The 17,766-nt window shown below is 68.0% G+C and carries 21 protein-coding genes and 1 riboswitch; all 21 genes read left to right on the top strand.

The window, feature by feature from the left end:
- Positions 1-29: 29 nt before the first annotated feature.
- A riboswitch (TPP riboswitch) is annotated at positions 30-153 on the top strand.
- Positions 154-387: 234 nt separating this feature from the next.
- The 21 genes from C4B30_RS15880 to hisA all read left to right on the top strand — a co-directional run bounded on the left by C4B30_RS15880 (position 388) and on the right by hisA (position 17,712).
- Positions 388-1,524, top strand: a complete 1,137-nt coding sequence (locus tag C4B30_RS15880) for an FAD-dependent oxidoreductase (protein WP_027783339.1) — start codon at positions 388-390, stop codon at positions 1,522-1,524.
- Between the two features lie 32 nt (positions 1,525-1,556).
- Positions 1,557-1,754 (top strand): sulfur carrier protein ThiS, encoded by a 198-nt coding sequence (gene thiS, locus C4B30_RS15875; protein ID WP_027783340.1) that lies wholly within the window; start codon positions 1,557-1,559, stop codon positions 1,752-1,754.
- A 37-nt stretch (positions 1,755-1,791) separates the two neighbouring features.
- Positions 1,792-2,607 carry a thiazole synthase gene (locus C4B30_RS15870; RefSeq protein WP_027783341.1) on the top strand — a complete coding sequence of 272 codons (816 nt, stop codon included), beginning with the start codon at positions 1,792-1,794 and terminating at the stop codon, positions 2,605-2,607.
- The gene (gene thiE, locus C4B30_RS15865) at positions 2,604-3,728 is read left to right on the top strand and encodes a thiamine phosphate synthase (protein WP_027783342.1); all 1,125 of its coding nucleotides are present in this window, start codon (positions 2,604-2,606) and stop codon (positions 3,726-3,728) included. The genes C4B30_RS15870 and thiE overlap by 4 nt, the downstream gene beginning before the upstream one ends.
- A gap of 84 nt (positions 3,729-3,812) precedes the next feature.
- Entirely contained in the window at positions 3,813-4,634 is an 822-nt protein-coding gene (locus C4B30_RS15860; protein ID WP_027783343.1) for an ABC transporter ATP-binding protein, read from the top strand.
- Positions 4,631-5,398: a lipid asymmetry maintenance ABC transporter permease subunit MlaE gene (gene mlaE / locus C4B30_RS15855; protein ID WP_105132676.1), complete on the top strand. Its 768-nt coding sequence runs from the start codon at positions 4,631-4,633 to the stop codon at positions 5,396-5,398. The genes C4B30_RS15860 and mlaE overlap by 4 nt, the downstream gene beginning before the upstream one ends.
- A gap of 24 nt (positions 5,399-5,422) precedes the next feature.
- Positions 5,423-5,992, top strand: a complete 570-nt coding sequence (gene mlaD / locus C4B30_RS15850; protein ID WP_027783344.1) for an outer membrane lipid asymmetry maintenance protein MlaD — start codon at positions 5,423-5,425, stop codon at positions 5,990-5,992.
- A 31-nt stretch (positions 5,993-6,023) separates the two neighbouring features.
- Positions 6,024-7,004, top strand: a complete 981-nt coding sequence (locus tag C4B30_RS15845) for an MlaA family lipoprotein (RefSeq protein ID WP_027783345.1) — start codon at positions 6,024-6,026, stop codon at positions 7,002-7,004.
- A 111-nt stretch (positions 7,005-7,115) separates the two neighbouring features.
- The gene (locus C4B30_RS15840; protein ID WP_027783346.1) at positions 7,116-7,745 is read left to right on the top strand and encodes an MlaC/ttg2D family ABC transporter substrate-binding protein; all 630 of its coding nucleotides are present in this window, start codon (positions 7,116-7,118) and stop codon (positions 7,743-7,745) included.
- Positions 7,742-8,017, top strand: a complete 276-nt coding sequence (locus tag C4B30_RS15835; RefSeq protein WP_027783347.1) for an STAS domain-containing protein — start codon at positions 7,742-7,744, stop codon at positions 8,015-8,017. The genes C4B30_RS15840 and C4B30_RS15835 overlap by 4 nt, the downstream gene beginning before the upstream one ends.
- Positions 8,018-8,209: 192 nt before the next feature.
- A complete protein-coding gene (locus tag C4B30_RS15830) occupies positions 8,210-9,136 on the top strand; it encodes an ABC transporter ATP-binding protein (RefSeq protein WP_027783348.1) in 927 nt (308 codons plus the stop codon).
- Positions 9,133-9,954, top strand: coding sequence for an ABC transporter permease (locus C4B30_RS15825; protein WP_230469117.1), 822 nt, complete (start codon positions 9,133-9,135; stop codon positions 9,952-9,954). Before C4B30_RS15830 ends, C4B30_RS15825 begins: the two co-directional genes overlap by 4 nt.
- Before the next feature lie 55 nt (positions 9,955-10,009).
- Positions 10,010-10,249 (top strand): BolA family protein, encoded by a 240-nt coding sequence (locus C4B30_RS15820; RefSeq protein WP_006477131.1) that lies wholly within the window; start codon positions 10,010-10,012, stop codon positions 10,247-10,249.
- 14 nt (positions 10,250-10,263) lie between these two features.
- Positions 10,264-11,613: a UDP-N-acetylglucosamine 1-carboxyvinyltransferase gene (gene murA, locus C4B30_RS15815; RefSeq protein ID WP_027783350.1), complete on the top strand. Its 1,350-nt coding sequence runs from the start codon at positions 10,264-10,266 to the stop codon at positions 11,611-11,613.
- Positions 11,610-12,263: an ATP phosphoribosyltransferase gene (gene hisG, locus C4B30_RS15810; protein WP_006477129.1), complete on the top strand. Its 654-nt coding sequence runs from the start codon at positions 11,610-11,612 to the stop codon at positions 12,261-12,263. The genes murA and hisG overlap by 4 nt, the downstream gene beginning before the upstream one ends.
- A gap of 24 nt (positions 12,264-12,287) precedes the next feature.
- Positions 12,288-13,604 (top strand): histidinol dehydrogenase, encoded by a 1,317-nt coding sequence (gene hisD / locus C4B30_RS15805; protein WP_027783351.1) that lies wholly within the window; start codon positions 12,288-12,290, stop codon positions 13,602-13,604.
- Positions 13,605-13,744: 140 nt separating this feature from the next.
- Positions 13,745-14,818, top strand: a complete 1,074-nt coding sequence (gene hisC / locus C4B30_RS15800) for a histidinol-phosphate transaminase (RefSeq protein ID WP_027783352.1) — start codon at positions 13,745-13,747, stop codon at positions 14,816-14,818.
- A gap of 65 nt (positions 14,819-14,883) precedes the next feature.
- Complete coding sequence (gene hisB, locus C4B30_RS15795; RefSeq protein WP_011546606.1) at positions 14,884-15,471, top strand: imidazoleglycerol-phosphate dehydratase HisB; 588 nt, start codon at positions 14,884-14,886, stop codon at positions 15,469-15,471.
- Positions 15,472-15,533: 62 nt separating this feature from the next.
- Positions 15,534-16,154 carry a YchE family NAAT transporter gene (locus tag C4B30_RS15790; protein ID WP_027783353.1) on the top strand — a complete coding sequence of 207 codons (621 nt, stop codon included), beginning with the start codon at positions 15,534-15,536 and terminating at the stop codon, positions 16,152-16,154.
- Positions 16,151-16,792, top strand: a complete 642-nt coding sequence (hisH, locus tag C4B30_RS15785) for an imidazole glycerol phosphate synthase subunit HisH (protein ID WP_027783354.1) — start codon at positions 16,151-16,153, stop codon at positions 16,790-16,792. Before C4B30_RS15790 ends, hisH begins: the two co-directional genes overlap by 4 nt.
- Before the next feature lie 164 nt (positions 16,793-16,956).
- Positions 16,957-17,712: a 1-(5-phosphoribosyl)-5-[(5-phosphoribosylamino)methylideneamino]imidazole-4-carboxamide isomerase gene (gene hisA / locus C4B30_RS15780; protein ID WP_027783355.1), complete on the top strand. Its 756-nt coding sequence runs from the start codon at positions 16,957-16,959 to the stop codon at positions 17,710-17,712.
- The last annotated feature ends 54 nt before the right edge of the window (positions 17,713-17,766 follow it).

Raw genomic sequence — 17,766 nt, 5'->3', positions numbered from 1 at the left:
CGCTTTCCGCTTTTATGGTCTAATGGCCGACGACGAAACAGGGGTGCTTCGTGGCGCGGCCGGCAGATGTTCCGGGCAGCGCGGCGAGGCTGAGAAAGACCCTTCGCACCCGATCCGGGTAATACCGGCGAGGGAAGTTTCTGATCCCGCCGGGCCGCGCTGGCCGCCATCCCACATGGTCAGCGCCCGAGTCCCGCCCGGCCGGCCTTTGCTGCCGGTTTCGTCCTTTTGGGTACGCGCATTGCGCGTTACGGAAGGAATGATGACCGCTCAATCTTCAGTCTTTTGCGCTGTTCCCGATCTGCCGTCGTGTGCGTCTGCACGGGACGGCGCGTGTGCGTCCGCGTCGGTCGTACGGGCCCGCGTGCTTCGCGCGGAGGGCGCGCGATGAATGTCCGGGATGCACGGCCCGATTTCGCGGTGCTCGGCGGCGGCCTCGTCGGCCGCCTGATCGCGTGGCGGCTCGCCGGCGACGGGCATCGCGTCGCGCTCTACGAGCGCGGCGGCCCGGACGGCGAGCAGTCGGCCGCGTGGATCGCGGCCGCGATGCTCGCGCCGCTCGCGGAAGCGGCGAGCGCGGAATTGCTGATCACCGAGCTCGGCGCCGCGTCGCTCGCGCGCTGGCCGCAGTGGCTCGCGGAACTGCCCGAACCCGTCTTTTTCCAGCATCACGGCACGCTCGTCGTCTGGCATCACGCGGACCGCGCGGAGGCGCCGCTGTTCGAGCGGCGCATACGCGCGAACGCGCCGGCCGGGCTGTTCGACGGCGGCTTCGTGACGCTCGCCGGCGCGCAGGTCGACGCGGCCGAACCCGCGCTCGCGGGCCGTTTCGCGCGCGGACTGATGCTGCCGCGCGAGGGCCAGCTCGACAACCGCCAGGCGCTGCGCGCGCTCGCGGCGGGCCTCGCCGAACGCGGCGTCGCGCTGCACTGGCACGCGTCGGTCGACGACGCGAACCTGCCTGCCGCGCATTTCACGATCGATTGCCGCGGGCTCGGCGCGAAATCCGCGTTGCCCGCGCTGCGCGGCATCCGCGGAGAAGTCGCGCGCGTGCATGCGCCCGGCATCGGGCTCACGCGGCCCGTGCGGTTGCTGCATCCGCGCTATCCGCTGTACATCGCGCCGAAGCAGGACGATCTCTACGTGATCGGCGCGACCGAGGTGGAGGGCGAGGACATGTCGCCCGTCAGCGTGCGCTCCGCGCTCGAACTGCTGAGCGCGGCGTTCTCCGTGCATCCGGCGTTCGGCGAGGCGCGCATCCTCGAACTCAATGCGCAGTGCCGGCCGACGCTGCCCGATCATCGCCCGGCGGTGATCTGGGACGGCGCATCGACGCTCGCCGTCAACGGCCTGTACCGGCACGGCTTCATGATCGCGCCGGAAGTCGCGCAGGCGGCCGTCGCGTTCGCGCAAGCCGCGCTCGGCGGGTCGCTCCGCGATGCCGACGCGTTCGCCGGGTGGCGCGCCGCCGCACGCTGGCCGACGCTCCTTCACCATCGCAACGACGCGCGCCAGCCGGCCTGATGCGCGCCGCCGACCGAATCCGACTCAGCCTCATGGATATCCAGATCAATCAACAGACCCTGACGCTGCCCGACGGCGCGACGGTGGCCGACGCGCTTGCCGCGTACGGCGCGCGTCCGCCGTACGCGGTGGCGCTGAACGGCAACTTCGTCGCGCGCACGCAGCATGCGGCGCGCGCGCTCGCGGCGGGCGACAAGCTCGACGTCGTGCACCCCGTCGCGGGCGGCTGAGCGCCGCCGTTTCGCTCCGCTCTTCCAGGAAAACGACATGACGTCCCACACCTCCGCCGATGCGCTGACGCTGTACGGCGTAACCTTCGCAAGCCGCGTGCTGCTCGGCACGTCGCGCTATCCGTCGCTGCAGTCGCTGTCCGATTCGATCGCCGCGTCGCACCCCGGAATGGTGACGGTCGCGCTGCGCCGCCAGATGACGGGCGGTACCGCCGAAGCCGGCTTCTTCGACCTGCTCAAGCGCCACGCGGTGCCGCTGCTGCCGAACACGGCCGGCTGCCAGACCGTCGCCGAAGCCGTGACGACCGCGCACATGGCGCGGGAGGTATTCGGCACCGACTGGATCAAGCTCGAACTGATCGGCGACGACTACACGCTGCAACCCGACCCGGTCGGGCTAATCGAAGCCGCCGCGCAATTGGTCAAGGACGGCTTCAAGGTGCTGCCGTACTGCACGGAGGATCTCGTGATCGGCCGGCGCCTGCTCGACGTCGGCTGCGAGGCGCTGATGCCGTGGGGTGCGCCGATCGGCACCGGCAAGGGCGTCGTGAATCCGTACGGCCTGCGCGTGCTGCGCGAGCGGCTGCCGGACGTGCCGCTGATCGTCGACGCGGGGCTCGGCGTGCCGTCGCACGCGTGCCAGGTGATGGAGTGGGGTTTCGACGGTGTGCTGCTGAATACGGCCGTGTCGCAGGCCACGCACCCGGAGATCATGGCGCGCGCGTTTGCGCAGGGCGTCGAGGCTGGCCGCGCCGCGTATCTCGCCGGCCCGATGGACGCGCGCGAAACCGCGCACGCGAGCACGCCGGTCGTCGGCATGCCGTTCTGGCACCAGGACGGGGGCGGCGCATGAGCGCGCGCTTCGCCGATGCGTTCTGGCCGCCGGCCGACGAACTGGCCGAAGCGGCCGAGCGGATTCGCGCGCGGCTCGGCGACTGGCCGGACGGCGCGGCGCCGTGGCGGCTCTGCGTGGCGGCGCCCGACGTGCCGGCCGACGGCGACGTGCTGATCGTGTCGGCCGGCGATCGTGCCGCCCAGGCGCGCGCGTCGGCCGTGTCGCGGCCTGCGTCGCCGGGTGCGGTGGCGATCGAATTCGACGAGCAGGGCGCCGTGCTGCATGCGGCCGGCGTGCGCTATGCGCTCGACGCCGCGCATCCGCTCGCCGACGACTGGATCGCGGCGCTCGCCGCGTTCCTCGATTGCGGCTTCGCGCCGGTCGACGCGCTGGTGCTCGCGCTGGCGTGGCGCGACGGCGACGAGACGCGCGCCGCCGACGCGTGGCCGGTCGAGGCCGCACGATTCCCGCGCGTCGCCGGGCTGCCGCCCGCGCCTGAGCCGGCGTTCGCTCCGTGCCCCGCGCAGCTCGGCCTCTATCCGGTCGTGCCGAGCGCCGAATGGGTCGAGCGCGTGCTCGACGGCGGCGCGCGAACCGTGCAATTGCGCGTGAAAGACGCGACGCCGGACGCGCTGCGCCGGGAAATCGCGCGCGCGGTCGCGGCGGGGCGCCGCTATCCCGATGGGCGCGTGTTCATCAACGATCACTGGCAGATCGCCGTAGAAGAGGGTGCGTACGGCGTACATCTCGGCCAGGAGGACCTCGAAACGGCCGATCTGGCCGCGATCGCGCGCGCGGGCTTGCGGCTCGGACTTTCGAGTCACGGTTATTACGAGATATTGCGGGCATTGCACGAGCGGCCGAGCTACCTCGCGCTCGGTCCCGTGTACGCGACCGCCACCAAGGCGGTCGCCGCGCCGCCGCAGGGCCTTGCGCGAATTGCCCGCTACGCGCGCTTGGCGGGCCCGCGGGCGCCGCTCGTCGCGATCGGCGGAGTGGGGCTCGATGCGCTGCCGGCCGTGCTGGCGACGGGCGTCGGCAGCGTCGCCGTGGTCAGCGCGGTCACGGGCGCGGCCGACTATCGGACGGCGCTTATTGCACTGCAGCAGTGCTTTGCCGGACAATCTGACAATTATTGACCGCAGGGCCCGGAACGGCGTCACGACATCATTCCAATGCAGGCCCTATAATTCGGCGTTCTGCGTAAAAGGACTGTCCGCTCCGTGAGCCCCACTCCTCCCGAGACTCTGCTGGAACTTCGCGACGTCGACTTCGGCTACGGCGACCGCCTCGTCCTGTCCAACCTGAACCTGCGCTTCGGGCGTGGGCAGGTCGTCGCGGTCATGGGCGGCTCGGGTTGCGGCAAGACCACCGTGCTGCGCCTGATCGGCGGCCTGGTGCGCGCACGCCGCGGCCAGGTGCTGTTCGACGGCGCCGATGTCGGCGCGCAAACGCGCGACGGCCTGTATGCGCTGCGCCGCAAGATGGGCATGCTGTTCCAGTTCGGCGCGCTGTTCACCGACATGTCGGTGTTCGAGAACGTCGCGTTCGCGCTGCGCGAGCATACCGACCTGCCCGAAGACCTGATCCGCGACCTGGTGCTGATGAAGCTGAACGCGGTCGGGCTGCGCGGCGCGCGCGACCTGATGCCGTCCGAGGTGTCGGGCGGGATGGCGCGCCGTATCGCGCTGGCGCGCGCGATCGCGCTCGATCCGCAGCTCATCATGTACGACGAGCCGTTCGCGGGTCTCGATCCGATCTCGCTCGGCATTACCGCGAACCTGATCCGCACGCTGAACCAGGCGCTCGGCGCGACGTCGATCCTCGTCACGCACGACGTGCCGGAATCGTTCGCGATCGCCGACTACGTGTATTTTCTGGCCAACGGCGGCGTGCTCGCGCAGGGCACGCCCGACGAGCTGCGCGCGTCGACCGATCCGAGCGTGCGGCAATTCATCGACGGCGCGCCGGACGGCCCGTTCAAATTTCACTACACGAGCCCGCCGCTGGCGGCGGATTTCGGGCTCGGCGGAGGGCGCGCATGATCAGCGCGATCGGACGTTACGTCATCGGCGGCCTCGAGCGGGCGGGCTACGGCACGCGCCTGGTCGTGCGCCTCGTGCTGGAATTCTTCCCGCTGCTGCGCCGGCCGCGGCTGGTCACGAAGCAGATCCACTTCCTCGGCAACTATTCGTTCGTGATCATTGCCGTGTCGGGGCTGTTCGTCGGCTTCGTGCTCGGCCTGCAGGGTTATTACACGCTGAACCGCTATGGTTCCGAGCAGGCGCTCGGCCTGCTGGTCGCGCTGTCGCTCGTGCGCGAGCTCGGGCCCGTCGTCACCGCGCTGCTGTTCGCGGGCCGCGCGGGCACGTCGCTCACGGCCGAGATCGGCCTGATGAAGGCCGGCGAGCAGCTCACCGCGCTCGAGATGATGGCGGTCGACCCGATCAAGAACGTGATCGCGCCGCGCATGTGGGCGGGCATCATCGCGATGCCGCTGCTGGCCGCGATCTTCAATGCGGTCGGCGTGCTCGGCGGCTACTTTGTCGGCGTCGTGCTGATCGGCGTCGATCCGGGCGCGTTCTGGTCGCAGATGCAGGGCGGGGTCCAGGTCTGGGCCGACGTCGGCAACGGCGTGCTGAAGAGCATCGTGTTCGGTTTCGCCGTGACCTTCATTGCGCTGTACCAGGGGTATGAAGCGAAGCCCACGCCCGAAGGCGTGTCGCGCGCGACCACCAAGACGGTCGTGTTCGCGTCGCTCGCCGTACTCGGCCTCGATTTCCTGCTGACCGCGCTGATGTTCAGCTAGGCCTCAGCCAAGCCAAATTTTGGGATGACGATGAAAAAGACTGCTCTCGACTTCTGGGTCGGCCTGTTCGTGGTGGTGGGCTTCCTTGCGGTGCTGTTCCTGGCGCTGAAGGTCGGCAACATGAGCTCGCTGTCGTTTCAGCCGACCTACTCGGTGAGGATGAAATTCGACAATATCGGCGGGCTGAAGCCGCGCGCGGCCGTGAAGAGCGCCGGCGTCGTGGTCGGCCGCGTGAAGTCGATCGGCTTCGACACGAACACCTACCAGGCGCTCGTCACGATCGACGTCGACGGCCAATACCCGTTCCCGAAGGATTCGTCGGCGAAGATCCTGACGTCGGGCCTGCTCGGCGAGCAATATATCGGCCTCGATCCGGGCGGTGACACCGAAATGCTGAAATCGGGCGATACGATCACGATGACGCAGTCGGCGATCGTGCTCGAGAACCTGATCGGCCAGTTCCTGTACAGCAAGGCCGCCGATGCGGGCGGTGCGAAGCCGGCAGCCGGTGCATCGGCCGCGCCGGCGGCTCCGGCCGCGCCGGCACCCGTGGCGATACCGTCGTCGGCGGTGTCCGGTTCAGCCGGCCAATAACCACACGAGAGAAAACAAGAGGGTAATGACCATGCACACGATCCGCATCAGGCACGCCGCGCTGGCGATAGCGGCAGTCGCCGCGTTGAGCGGCTGCGCGACCGTGCAGACGCCGACCAAGGGCGATCCGCTCGAAGGCTTCAACCGGACGATGTACAAGTTCAACGACACGGTCGATACGTACGCGCTGAAGCCGGTCGCTAAGGGCTACCAGTACGTGGTGCCGCAGCCGGTGCGCGAGAGCGTGACGAACTTCTTCTCGAACATCGGCGACGTCTACATCGCGGCGAACAACATCGTGCAGCTGCGGATCGCGGACGGCGTCGGCGACATCATGCGCGTCGTGATCAACACGGTGTTCGGCGTCGGCGGCCTGTTCGACGTCGCGACGATCGCGAAGCTGCCGAAGCACACGGCCGACTTCGGCATCACGATGGGCCGCTACGGCATGCCGTCGGGCCCGTACCTCGTGCTGCCGCTGCTCGGCCCGAGCACGCTGCGCGACACGGCCGGCCTGGGCGTCGACTACGTCGGCAACCCGCTCACCTACGTGAAGCCGGACGGCCTGAGCTGGGGCCTGTTCGGCGTGAACCTGGTCAACACGCGGTCGAACCTGCTCGGCGCGGGCGACGTGCTCGATGCCGCGGCGCTCGACAAGTATTCGTTCGTACGCAATGCGTACCTGCAGCGTCGCCAGATGCTCATCAGCAACGCGCGCGGCGAGGCCGCCACGACGTCGAGCAACGACGCGCTGCCGAAGTACGACCTGCCGGAAGACGGTGCGGCACCGGCGGCCGCCGGCGCGGCCGGTACGGCGGGCGCGGCCGCGGTGGGCGGCGCGGCGCCGGCGGGGGCATCGGGCGCGGCGGGCGCATCGGGCGCGGCGGTTGCCGCGCCGGCGTCGGGCACGGCCGACACGCCCAACCCGGCCAGCGAAACGAACGTGCCGGCAATGCAGGTGGCGCCGCCGTCGCCGGGCGGGTTCCGCTTCCCGAGCATCCGGCTGCACTGACGGGCTTACATTCGTTACAGCCGGAAACGATTCAGTCGGTAGCGTATGCGAACTTGCGCGTAAGCTACCTGCTCCAACCTTCGCATCGACTCATTCATGCAGGCTACTATGATGAAAAAACTGTTCCTGATCCCCGTTTTCGCGGCGCTGTTCTCGTTCGGCAGCGCAGCTCACGCGCAAGTCGACCAGTCGAACCCGCAGGCGCTGATCAAGACGGCGACGCAGCAGGTGCTCGACGAAGTCAAGCAGCAGACGATCAAGCAGGGCGACACCAACCGCATCATCACGATCGTCAACAAGGACATCCTGCCGTACACCGATTTCCGCCGCACCACGCAGCTCGCGATGGGCCGCAACTGGCGCACGGCGACGGTCGAGCAGCAGCAGCAGGTTCAGGAGCAGTTCAAGCTGCTGCTGATCCGCACGTATTCGGGCGCGCTCGCCCAGCTGAAGCCGGACCAGCAGATCCAGTACCCGCCGTTCCGCGCCGATCCGGCCGATACCGACGTCGTGGTCAAGACGGTGGCGATGAACAACGGCCAGCCGGTCCAGATCGACTACCGCCTGTACAAGACGGCGAACGGCTGGAAGGTGTATGACCTGAACGTGCTCGGCGCGTGGCTGATCCAGACGTACCAGCAACAGTTCAACGAGAAGATCCAGCAAAGCGGCGTGGACGGCCTGATCAAGTTCCTGTCGCAGCGGAACCAGGAACTTGCCGCGGGCAAGCAAGCGTCGTGAGCGGCTTCGCAGCCGGTTCCTCGCTGACCGTCGCGAGCGCGAAGTCCGCGCTCGCGGACGGTCTTGCGCGCATCGGCGGCGGCGCGACCGCCGTCGATTGCGCGGCGCTGACGCAGTTCGACTCGTCCGCGCTCGCCGTGCTGCTCGCATGGCAACGTGCCGCCCAAGCGCGCGGCGCAGCCCTCGACATCCTCAATCTCCCTCCGAAGCTCGCCAGCCTCGCGCGCGCCTACGGCGTCGACGCGCTCATCGACGGCACCGGGCGACATTGACCCTGTCCGACCGAAGCCTGCCGCGCCAGCCGGCGCGCGCACGCTTCAGGCCGCGCGCCGTCGGCGCCGGTTCCCCCAGCCGGTTTGCCCTATAATCAAGCGTTTTGCGGGGCAGCCAATCGGCGTCGGGCCCCCATTTTCTTTCGCAGCAAGCACAGAATAGGCGTCGCGGCCCCTGCGTCGCGCACAGTCATGTCAGCCATAGAAATCCGTCACGTCAAGAAGCGCTACAAGTCGCTTCAGGCGCTCAAGGGCGTCAGCCTGTCGGTCGAGGAAGGCGAGTTTTTCGGTCTGCTCGGCCCCAACGGCGCAGGCAAGACCACGCTCATCAGTATCCTCGCCGGGCTCGCCCGGGCCGACGAAGGCAGTATCTCGGTGCGCGGTCACGACGTCGTCCAGGACTTCCGCAGTGCGCGCCGCGCACTCGGCGTCGTTCCGCAGGAACTCGTTTTCGACCCGTTCTTCACCGTCCGCGAGACGCTGCGGATCCAGTCCGGCTATTTCGGGCTGCGCCGCAACGACGACTGGATCGACGAAGTGATGGCCAATCTCGATCTCACCGAGAAAGCCGACGCGAACATGCGCGCGCTGTCGGGCGGGATGAAGCGCCGCGTGCTCGTCGCGCAGGCGCTCGTGCACCGGCCGCCCGTGATCGTGCTCGACGAGCCGACCGCCGGCGTCGACGTCGAGTTGCGCCAGACGCTGTGGAAATTCATCTCGCGCCTGAACCGCGAGGGTCACACGATCGTGCTGACCACCCATTACCTCGAGGAAGCCGAGTCGCTGTGCGACCGCATCGCGATGCTGCGTCGTGGCGAAGTCGTCGCGCTCGAGCGCACCGACGCGCTGCTGCGCCGCTTCGCGGGCCTGCAGCTGTACCTGCGGCTCGCGACGGGCGCGCTGCCGGCCGAGCTGCGTGGGCTGGAAACCGACCCGGCCGCGCGCGCGCCGGGCGAGCACCTGCTGCGCCTCGCGAGCTACGACGAGGTCGAACGCATCCTCGCGCAATGCCGCACGGCGGGCTGCACGTTCGACGAGATCGAGGTCCGCAAGGCCGACCTCGAGGACGTGTTCGTCCAGGTGATGAACGGGGCAGAAGTCGTCGAGGGTCTGGCATGAATCAACACTCCCCACGCGAACTGGGTTCGCTGCCGTCCGAGGGGACGGCCCGGCCCGTGCCGGGAAGCGGGTTTCGAACGCTGTTCTACAAGGAACTGCTGCGTTTCTGGAAGGTGTCGTTCCAGACGGTGCTCGCGCCGATCGTCACGGCGCTGCTGTATCTGACGATCTTCGGCCATGCGCTGTCGGGCCGCGTCGAGGTCTATCCCGGCGTCGAATACGTGAGCTTTCTCGTGCCGGGCCTCGTGATGATGAGCGTGCTGCAGAACGCGTTCGCGAACAGCTCGTCGTCGCTGATCCAGTCGAAGATCACCGGCAACCTCGTGTTCATGCTGCTGCCGCCGCTGTCGTACCGCGACATCTTCGGCGCGTACGTGCTCGCGTCCGTCGTGCGCGGGCTCGCGGTCGGCGCCGGCGTGTTCGTCGTGACGATCTGGTTTATCCCGATGCACTTCGCGGCGCCGCTGTTCATCATTGCGTTCGCGCTGCTCGGCTCGGCGATCCTCGGCACGCTCGGCCTGATCGCCGGGATCTGGGCCGAGAAGTTCGACCAGCTTGCCGCGTTCCAGAACTTCCTGATCATGCCGCTGACGTTTCTGTCCGGCGTGTTCTATTCGACGCACTCGCTGCCGCCCGTGTGGCGCGAAGTGTCGCGTCTCAACCCGTTTTTCTACATGATCGACGGCTTCCGTTTCGGGTTCTTCGGCGCGTCCGACATCAACCCGTTCGCGAGCCTCGCGATCGTCACCGGTTTCTTCGTGCTGCTCGCGCTGATCGCGATGCGGCTGCTCGCGGCCGGCTACAAACTGCGTCATTGATATCGACAGGCCGCGGCCGCTTCAAGGCGGTGCGCGCCGACAGGAGCCTTACACCATGTTGCCGACTCCCGAACAGGTCAAGCAATACATCGCCGGCGGTCTCGCCTGCACGCATCTGGAAGTCGAAGGCGACGGCCAGCATTTCTTCGCGACGATCGTGTCGGCGGCCTTCGAAGGCAAGCGGCCGATCCAGCGGCACCAGCTCGTCTATGCGGCGCTCGGCGATCGCATGAAGCAGGAAATTCACGCGCTCAGCATGAAGACGCTGACGCCCGCCGAATGGCAGAACGCATAAACGGAAATCACTGAGTGCAAGTCACCGCCAACGAGCGCGACGCCGTCCAGAGCGTCGCCACGGCACACCCGGCCGCCAACGGGGAATCGCAGGGACAGGGGATGGACAAGCTCGTGATCGAAGGCGGCCGCCGCCTGTCCGGCGAGATCGTCGTGTCGGGCGCGAAGAACGCCGCGTTGCCGATCCTCTGCGCGGGGCTGCTCAGCGCCGAGCCGGTCGAGCTCGACAACGTGCCGAACCTGAAGGACGTGCGCACCACGCTGAAGGTGCTGAACCAGATGGGCGTGAAGAGCGAGACCGACGGCTGCCGCGTGCAGCTCGACGCGTCGAGCGTCGACAACCTCGTCGCGCCGTACGAGCTCGTGAAGACGATGCGCGCATCGATCCTCGTGCTCGGGCCGCTGCTCGCGCGCTTCGGCGAGGCGAAGGTGTCGCTGCCGGGCGGCTGCGCGATCGGCGCGCGGCCGGTCGACCAGCACATCAAGGGCCTGCAGGCGATGGGCGCCGAGATCAGCATCGAGCACGGCTTCATCGAAGCGCGCGCGAAGCGCCTGAAGGGCGCGCGCATCGTGACCGACATGATCACGGTGACGGGGACCGAAAACCTGCTGATGGCCGCGACGCTCGCCGACGGCGAGACGGTGATCGAAAACGCCGCACGCGAGCCGGAAGTGAGCGATCTCGCACACTTGCTGGTCGCGATGGGCGCGAAAATCGACGGCATCGGCACCGACCGCCTCGTGATCCAGGGCGTCGAGCGGCTGCACGGCGCGCGCCATTCGGTGATCCCCGACCGCATCGAGGCCGGCACGTTCCTGTGCGCGGTCGCGGCGGCCGGCGGCGACGTGAGGCTGACGGGCGTGCGCCCGCACATCCTCGACGCGGTGATCGACAAGCTGCGCGAAGCGGGCGTGTCGATCGAGGAAGGCGACAGCTGGCTGCGCGTGACGATGGACCGCCGCCCGTCGGCGGTGACGATCCGCACGTCGGAATACCCGGCGTTTCCGACCGACATGCAGGCGCAGTTCATGGCCCTCAATACGGTCGCGGCGGGCACCGCGCAGGTCGTCGAGACCATTTTCGAGAACCGCTTCATGCATGTGCAGGAGCTGAACCGGCTCGGCGCGAACATCACGATCGACGGCAACACGGCGCTCGTGACGGGTGTCGAGAAGCTGTCGGGCGCGAACGTGATGGCGACCGACCTGCGTGCGTCGGCGAGCCTCGTGATCGCCGGGCTGCGCGCCGACGGCGAAACGCTCGTCGACCGCATCTATCACCTGGACCGCGGCTACGACCGCATGGAAACCAAACTGACCGCCGTCGGCGCGAACGTACGCCGCCTTTCCGGGAGCCAAGCATGACCGCGCCGCTGACCCTCGCCCTGTCGAAGGGCCGGATTTTCGAGGAAACCCTGCCGCTGCTGGCCGCCGCCGGCGTGCAGGTGGCCGAGGATCCGGAAACGTCGCGCAAGCTGATCCTGCCCACGACCGATCCGAACCTGCGCGTGATCATCGTGCGCGCGAGCGACGTGCCGACCTACGTCGAATACGGCGCGGCCGATTTCGGCGTGGCCGGCAAGGACGTGCTGGTCGAGCACGGCGGTTCGGGCCTGTACCAGCCGATCGATCTGAACATTGCGCGCTGCCGGATGTCGGTGGCCGTGCCGGCCGGTTTCGACTACGCGAACGCGGTGCGCCAGGGCGCGCGCCTGCGGGTCGCGACGAAATACGTCGAAACGGCACGCGAACACTTCGCCGCGAAGGGCGTGCACGTCGACCTGATCAAGCTGTACGGCTCGATGGAGCTGGCGCCGCTGGTCGGGCTGGCCGACGCGATCGTCGACCTCGTCAGCTCGGGCGGCACGCTGAAGGCGAACAATCTGGTCGAGGTCGAGGAGATCATGGCGATCTCGTCGCGCCTCGTCGTGAACCAGGCCGCGCTCAAGCTGAAGCGCGCGGCGCTCAAGCCGATCCTCGACGCGTTCGAACGCGCGTCGCAGAATGGCGGTTGAGCGCATCACCGTAACGGAACTCCCATGTCCATCACCATCCGCAAGCTCGATTCGACGAACGAAGGCTTCGGCGCCGCCCTGCGCGCCGTGCTCGCGTTCGAGGCGAGCGAAGACGAAGCGATCGAGCAATCGGTCGCGCAGATCCTCGCCGACGTGAAGTCGCGCGGCGACGCCGCGGTGCTCGAGTACACGAACCGCTTCGACCGGCTGAGCGCGGACAGCGTCGCCGCGCTCGAACTGCCGCAGGACGCGCTGCAGACGGCGCTCGACGGCCTCGCGCCGAAGGCGCGCGCGGCGCTGGAAGCGGCCGCGGCGCGGGTGCGCGCGTACCACGAGAAGCAGAAGATCGAGTGCGGCACGCATAGCTGGCAGTACACGGAAAGCGACGGCACGGTGCTCGGCCAGAAGGTCACGCCGCTCGACCGCGTCGGCCTGTACGTGCCGGGCGGCAAGGCCGCGTATCCGTCGTCGGTGCTGATGAACGCGATTCCCGCGCGCGTCGCGGGGGTGGGCGAGATCGTCATGGTCGTGCCGACGCCGGACGGCGTGAAGAACGACCTCGTGCTCGCCGCGGCGCTGCTCGGCGGCGTCGATCGCGTGTTCACGATCGGCGGCGCGCAGGCGGTCGGCGCGCTCGCGTACGGCACGGCGACGGTGCCGGCCGTCGACAAGATCTGCGGCCCCGGCAACGCGTACGTCGCGTCGGCGAAGCGCCGCGTATTCGGCACGGTCGGCATCGACATGATCGCCGGGCCGTCGGAAATCCTCGTGCTGTGCGACGGCACGACCGATCCGAATTGGGTGGCGATGGACCTGTTCTCGCAGGCCGAGCACGACGAACTCGCGCAGTCGATCCTGCTGTGCCCGGACGGTGCGTTCCTCGATCGCGTCGAGAAGGCGATCGACGAGCTGCTGCCGACGATGCCGCGCCAGGACGTGATCCGTGCGTCGCTCGAGGGCCGCGGCGCGCTGATCAAGGTGCGCGACATGGCCGAGGCGTGCCGGATCGCGAACGACATCGCGCCGGAACACCTCGAAATCTCGGCGCTGGAGCCGCAGCAATGGGGCCAGCAGATCCGTCATGCGGGCGCGATTTTCCTCGGCCGCTATACGAGCGAGAGCCTCGGCGACTACTGCGCGGGCCCGAACCACGTGCTGCCGACGTCGCGCACCGCGCGCTTCTCGTCGCCGCTCGGCGTGTACGACTTCATCAAGCGCTCGAGCCTGATCGAGGTCAGCGCGGAAGGCGCGCAGACGCTTGGCGAGATCGCGTCCGAGCTCGCATACGGCGAAGGGCTGCAGGCGCACGCGAGGAGCGCCGAGTTCCGGATGAAGGGCTGACCGCGCATTGTGCGCGGCCGGGCGGGCGCCGAGGCGCCGGCGCCGGCGGCGCCCGGATCGAGGCAGGAGACGAGTGCAGGGCGGCAGCCGCCGCCTTGCCGACCATCTGATGCCGGCGCGACGCACGCCGGCTTGAAACCATGACGACGCCACAAGACATCATCCGCCGCGACGTGCTCGCGATGACGAGCTATCCGGTTCCCGACGCGAGCGGGTTCGTGAAGCTCGACGCGATGGAGAACCCGTATCCGCTGCCGGCGCCGCTCGCCGCGGCGCTCGGCGAGCGGCTCGCGCAGGTCGCGCTGAACCGCTACCCGGCGCCGCGCCCGGCCGCGCTGCTCGACAAGCTGCGCCACGCGATGCGCGTGCCGGCCGGCTGCGACATCCTGCTCGGCAACGGTTCCGACGAAATCATCAGCATGATCGCGATCGCCTGCGCGCAGCCGGGCGCGAAGGTGCTCGCGCCGGTGCCGGGCTTCGTGATGTACGAGCTCTCGGCGAAGCTCGCGCAGCTCGAATTCGTCGGCGTGCCGCTGAAGGCCGACCTGACGCTCGACGTCGACGCGATGCTCGCGGCGATCGCGGAGCACCGGCCGGCGATCGTCTATCTCGCGTATCCGAACAACCCCACCGGCACGCTGTACGACGATGCCGACGTCGAGCGGATCGTCGCGGCCGCGCGGCATAGCCTGATCGTGATCGACGAGGCGTACCAGCCGTTCGCCGGGCGTTCGTGGTTGCCGCGCGCCGCCGAGTTCGACAACGTCGTCGTGATGCGCACGGTGTCGAAGCTCGGCCTCGCGGGTATCCGCCTCGGCTATCTCGTCGGCTCGCCCGCATGGCTGAACGAATTCGACAAGGTGCGCCCGCCGTACAACATCAACGTGCTGACCCAGGCGAGCGCCGATTTCCTGCTCGACCACCTCGACGTGCTCGATGCGCAGGCGGCCGAATTGCGCGCGGAGCGCGCGCGCCTCGCGCAGGCGGTGGCCGCGCTGCCGGGCGCGACGGTGTTCCCGAGCGCCGCCAATTTCCTGCTGGTGCGCGTGCCGGACGCGGCTGCCGTGTTCGATGCGCTGCTCACCGAGCGGGTGCTGGTCAAAAACGTGAGTAAAATGCATCCATTATTGGCCGAATGCGTGCGGCTGACCGTCGGTTCTCCCGACGAAAACGCCCGCTTGCTGGCCGCCCTGAAACTCGCGCTGCCCGGTTGAGCCCCGTGCGCGGCGGCGCGCGACGATCAATCCCCATTTACATCAGACTCAATCAAGGAATTGCCATGCGTGTGGCGGAAGTCGTTCGCAATACCAGCGAAACGCAGATCCGTGTGAAGCTCGATCTCGACGGCACCGGCCGGCAGAAGCTGGCCACCGGCGTGCCGTTTCTCGACCATATGCTCGACCAGATCGCGCGACACGGTCTGGTCGATCTCGAGGTCGAAGCGCATGGCGACACGCATATCGACGATCACCACACGGTCGAGGACGTCGGCATCACGCTTGGCCAGGCCGTCGCGAAGGCGATCGGCGATCGCAAGGGCATCCGCCGCTACGGCCATTCGTACGTGCCGCTCGACGAGGCGCTGTCGCGCGTCGTGATCGACTTCTCGGGCCGGCCCGGCCTCGAATTCCATGTGCCGTTCACGCGCGCGCGGATCGGCACGTTCGACGTCGACCTGTCGATCGAGTTCTTCCGCGGGTTCGTGAATCACGCGGGCGTCACGTTGCACATCGACAACCTGCGCGGGATCAACGCGCACCATCAGCTCGAGACGGTGTTCAAGGCCTTCGGCCGCGCGCTGCGCGCGGCGGTGGAGCTCGACGAGCGCGCGGCGGGGCAGATTCCGTCGACGAAAGGAAGCCTCTGAACGTCCGAACGGACGCACGCTAAGGACAACCTCACGGCTTCGGCGCGCGGCGCCGGCTTGCGATGGATCTGCTCAAATCGTTCATTTCGCTGCTCGCGCTGATCAACCCGGTCGGCGCGGTGCCGTTCTTCCTGAGCCTGACGGCGCAGCAGACGGACGGCGAGCGGCGGCGCACGATCCGGATCGCATCGGTGTCGGTGTTCTGCGTGATGACGGTGACCGCGCTGCTCGGGCAGCAGATCATCAACTTCTTCGGCATTTCGGTCGGGTCGCTCGAAGTGGGCGGCGGGATCATCATGCTGCTGATGGCGATCAACATGCTGAACGCGCAGATCGGCAACACGCGATCGACGCCGGAGGAGCGCCACGAAGCCGAGCTGAAGGACAACATCGCGGTCGTGCCGCTGGCGATTCCGCTGCTCACGGGCCCCGGCTCGATCAGCACGGTGATCATCTATGCGGCGAACGCGCATCACTGGTATGAGCGGGCCGGGCTGGTCGCGATCGGCGCGGTCCTGGCTTTTCTGTGTTTCGTCGCGATGCGGCTCGCCGAGCCGATCGCGAACTGGATCGGCCGCACCGGCATCAACATCGCCACGCGGCTGATGGGTCTGATGCTGTCGGCGCTGGCGGTGGAATTCATCGTCAATGGACTGAGGGCGCTACTGCCTGCACTGAGATGAAAACTTCGATTGCGATTGTGGATTATGGGATGGGCAACCTGCGCTCGGTCGCGCAGGCGCTCAAGAAGGCCGAACCGGCCGCCGACGTGGCGATCGTCGACACGCCGGCCGCGATTCGCGCGGCCGACCGCGTCGTGCTACCCGGCCAGGGCGCGATGCCCGACTGCATGCGCTGCCTCGGCGAATCGGGCCTGCAGGAGGCCGTAATCGAGGCGTCGCGCACGAAGCCGCTGCTCGGCGTGTGCGTCGGCGAGCAGATGCTGTTCGACTGGAGTGCGGAAGGCGACACGAAGGGCCTCGGCCTGTTGCCCGGCAAGGTCGTGCGCTTCGAGCTCGACGGCCGCCTGCAGGACGACGGCTCGCGCTTCAAGGTGCCGCAGATGGGCTGGAACCGCGTACGTCAGGCGCAGCCGCACCCGCTGTGGGACGGCGTGCCCGACGACGCGTATTTCTACTTCGTACACAGCTATTACGTCACGCCGGACAACCCGGCGCATACGGTTGGCGAAACGGCCTACGGCGCGCCGTTTACGTCTGCGGTCGCGCGGGACAATCTCTTCGCGACCCAATTCCACCCCGAGAAAAGCGCGGAGGTCGGGTTGCGTCTGTATCGCAACTTCGTACACTGGAAACCGTAAAACGTGGTGCGCGAGCCACAGTCGAACTGGCCGAACGGCCTGTCGCGCGGGGCTTGCCCGCTTAAGCGCCGAAAGAGTTGTACTAAACTAGCGAGACGGCGCGGCACCGGTTTGGCCGGTACGCGCCGGATTCTTTTCATTTTCCACGACGACACCCGATTGCTATGTTGCTGATTCCGGCCATCGACCTCAAAGACGGTCAGTGTGTGCGCCTCAAACAGGGCGATATGGACCAGGCCACGATTTTCTCCGAGGACCCGGCGGCGATGGCCCGCAAGTGGGTCGATCTCGGCGCCCGGCGGCTCCATCTCGTCGACCTGAACGGCGCATTCGCCGGCAAGCCGAAGAATCTCGAGGCGATCGAAGCGATCCTCGAAGAAGTCGGCGACGAAATTCCCGTACAGCTCGGCGGCGGCATCCGCAGCCTCGAGACGATCGAGAAGTATCTCGACGCCGGCCTGTCCTATGTGATCATCGGCACCGCCGCGGTGAAGAACCCGGGCTTTCTGCAGGACGCGTGCACCGCGTTCGCCGGCAGCATCATCGTCGGGCTGGACGCGAAGGACGGCAAGGTCGCGACCGACGGCTGGAGCAAGCTGACCGGCCACGAGGTGATCGATCTCGCGAAGAAGTTCGAGGACTACGGCGTCGAATCGATCGTCTATACGGACATCGGCCGCGACGGGATGCTGCAGGGCATCAACATCGACGCGACCGTGAAGCTCGCGCAGGCGGTCGGCATCCCGGTGATCGCCAGCGGCGGCCTGTCGAACCTCACGGATATCGAGAGCCTGTGCGAAGTGGAAGAGCACGGCGTCGAAGGCGTGATCTGCGGCCGTGCGATCTACTCCGGCGATCTCGATTTCGCGGCCGCGCAAAAGCGCGCGGACGAACTGAACGGCGAGCTCGACAACGCGTAACCGCGGTTGTCCGTTCGCCGGGGCTGCTCACGGGCGGCCCCGACCGGAAGCCTC

Source organism: Burkholderia sp. BE12 (assembly GCF_002959955.1).
In the GTDB taxonomy this organism is placed as follows: domain Bacteria; phylum Pseudomonadota; class Gammaproteobacteria; order Burkholderiales; family Burkholderiaceae; genus Burkholderia.
Note: the sequence above shows the minus strand (reverse complement) of the source record. Positions and strands in the feature narration are given on the sequence as shown.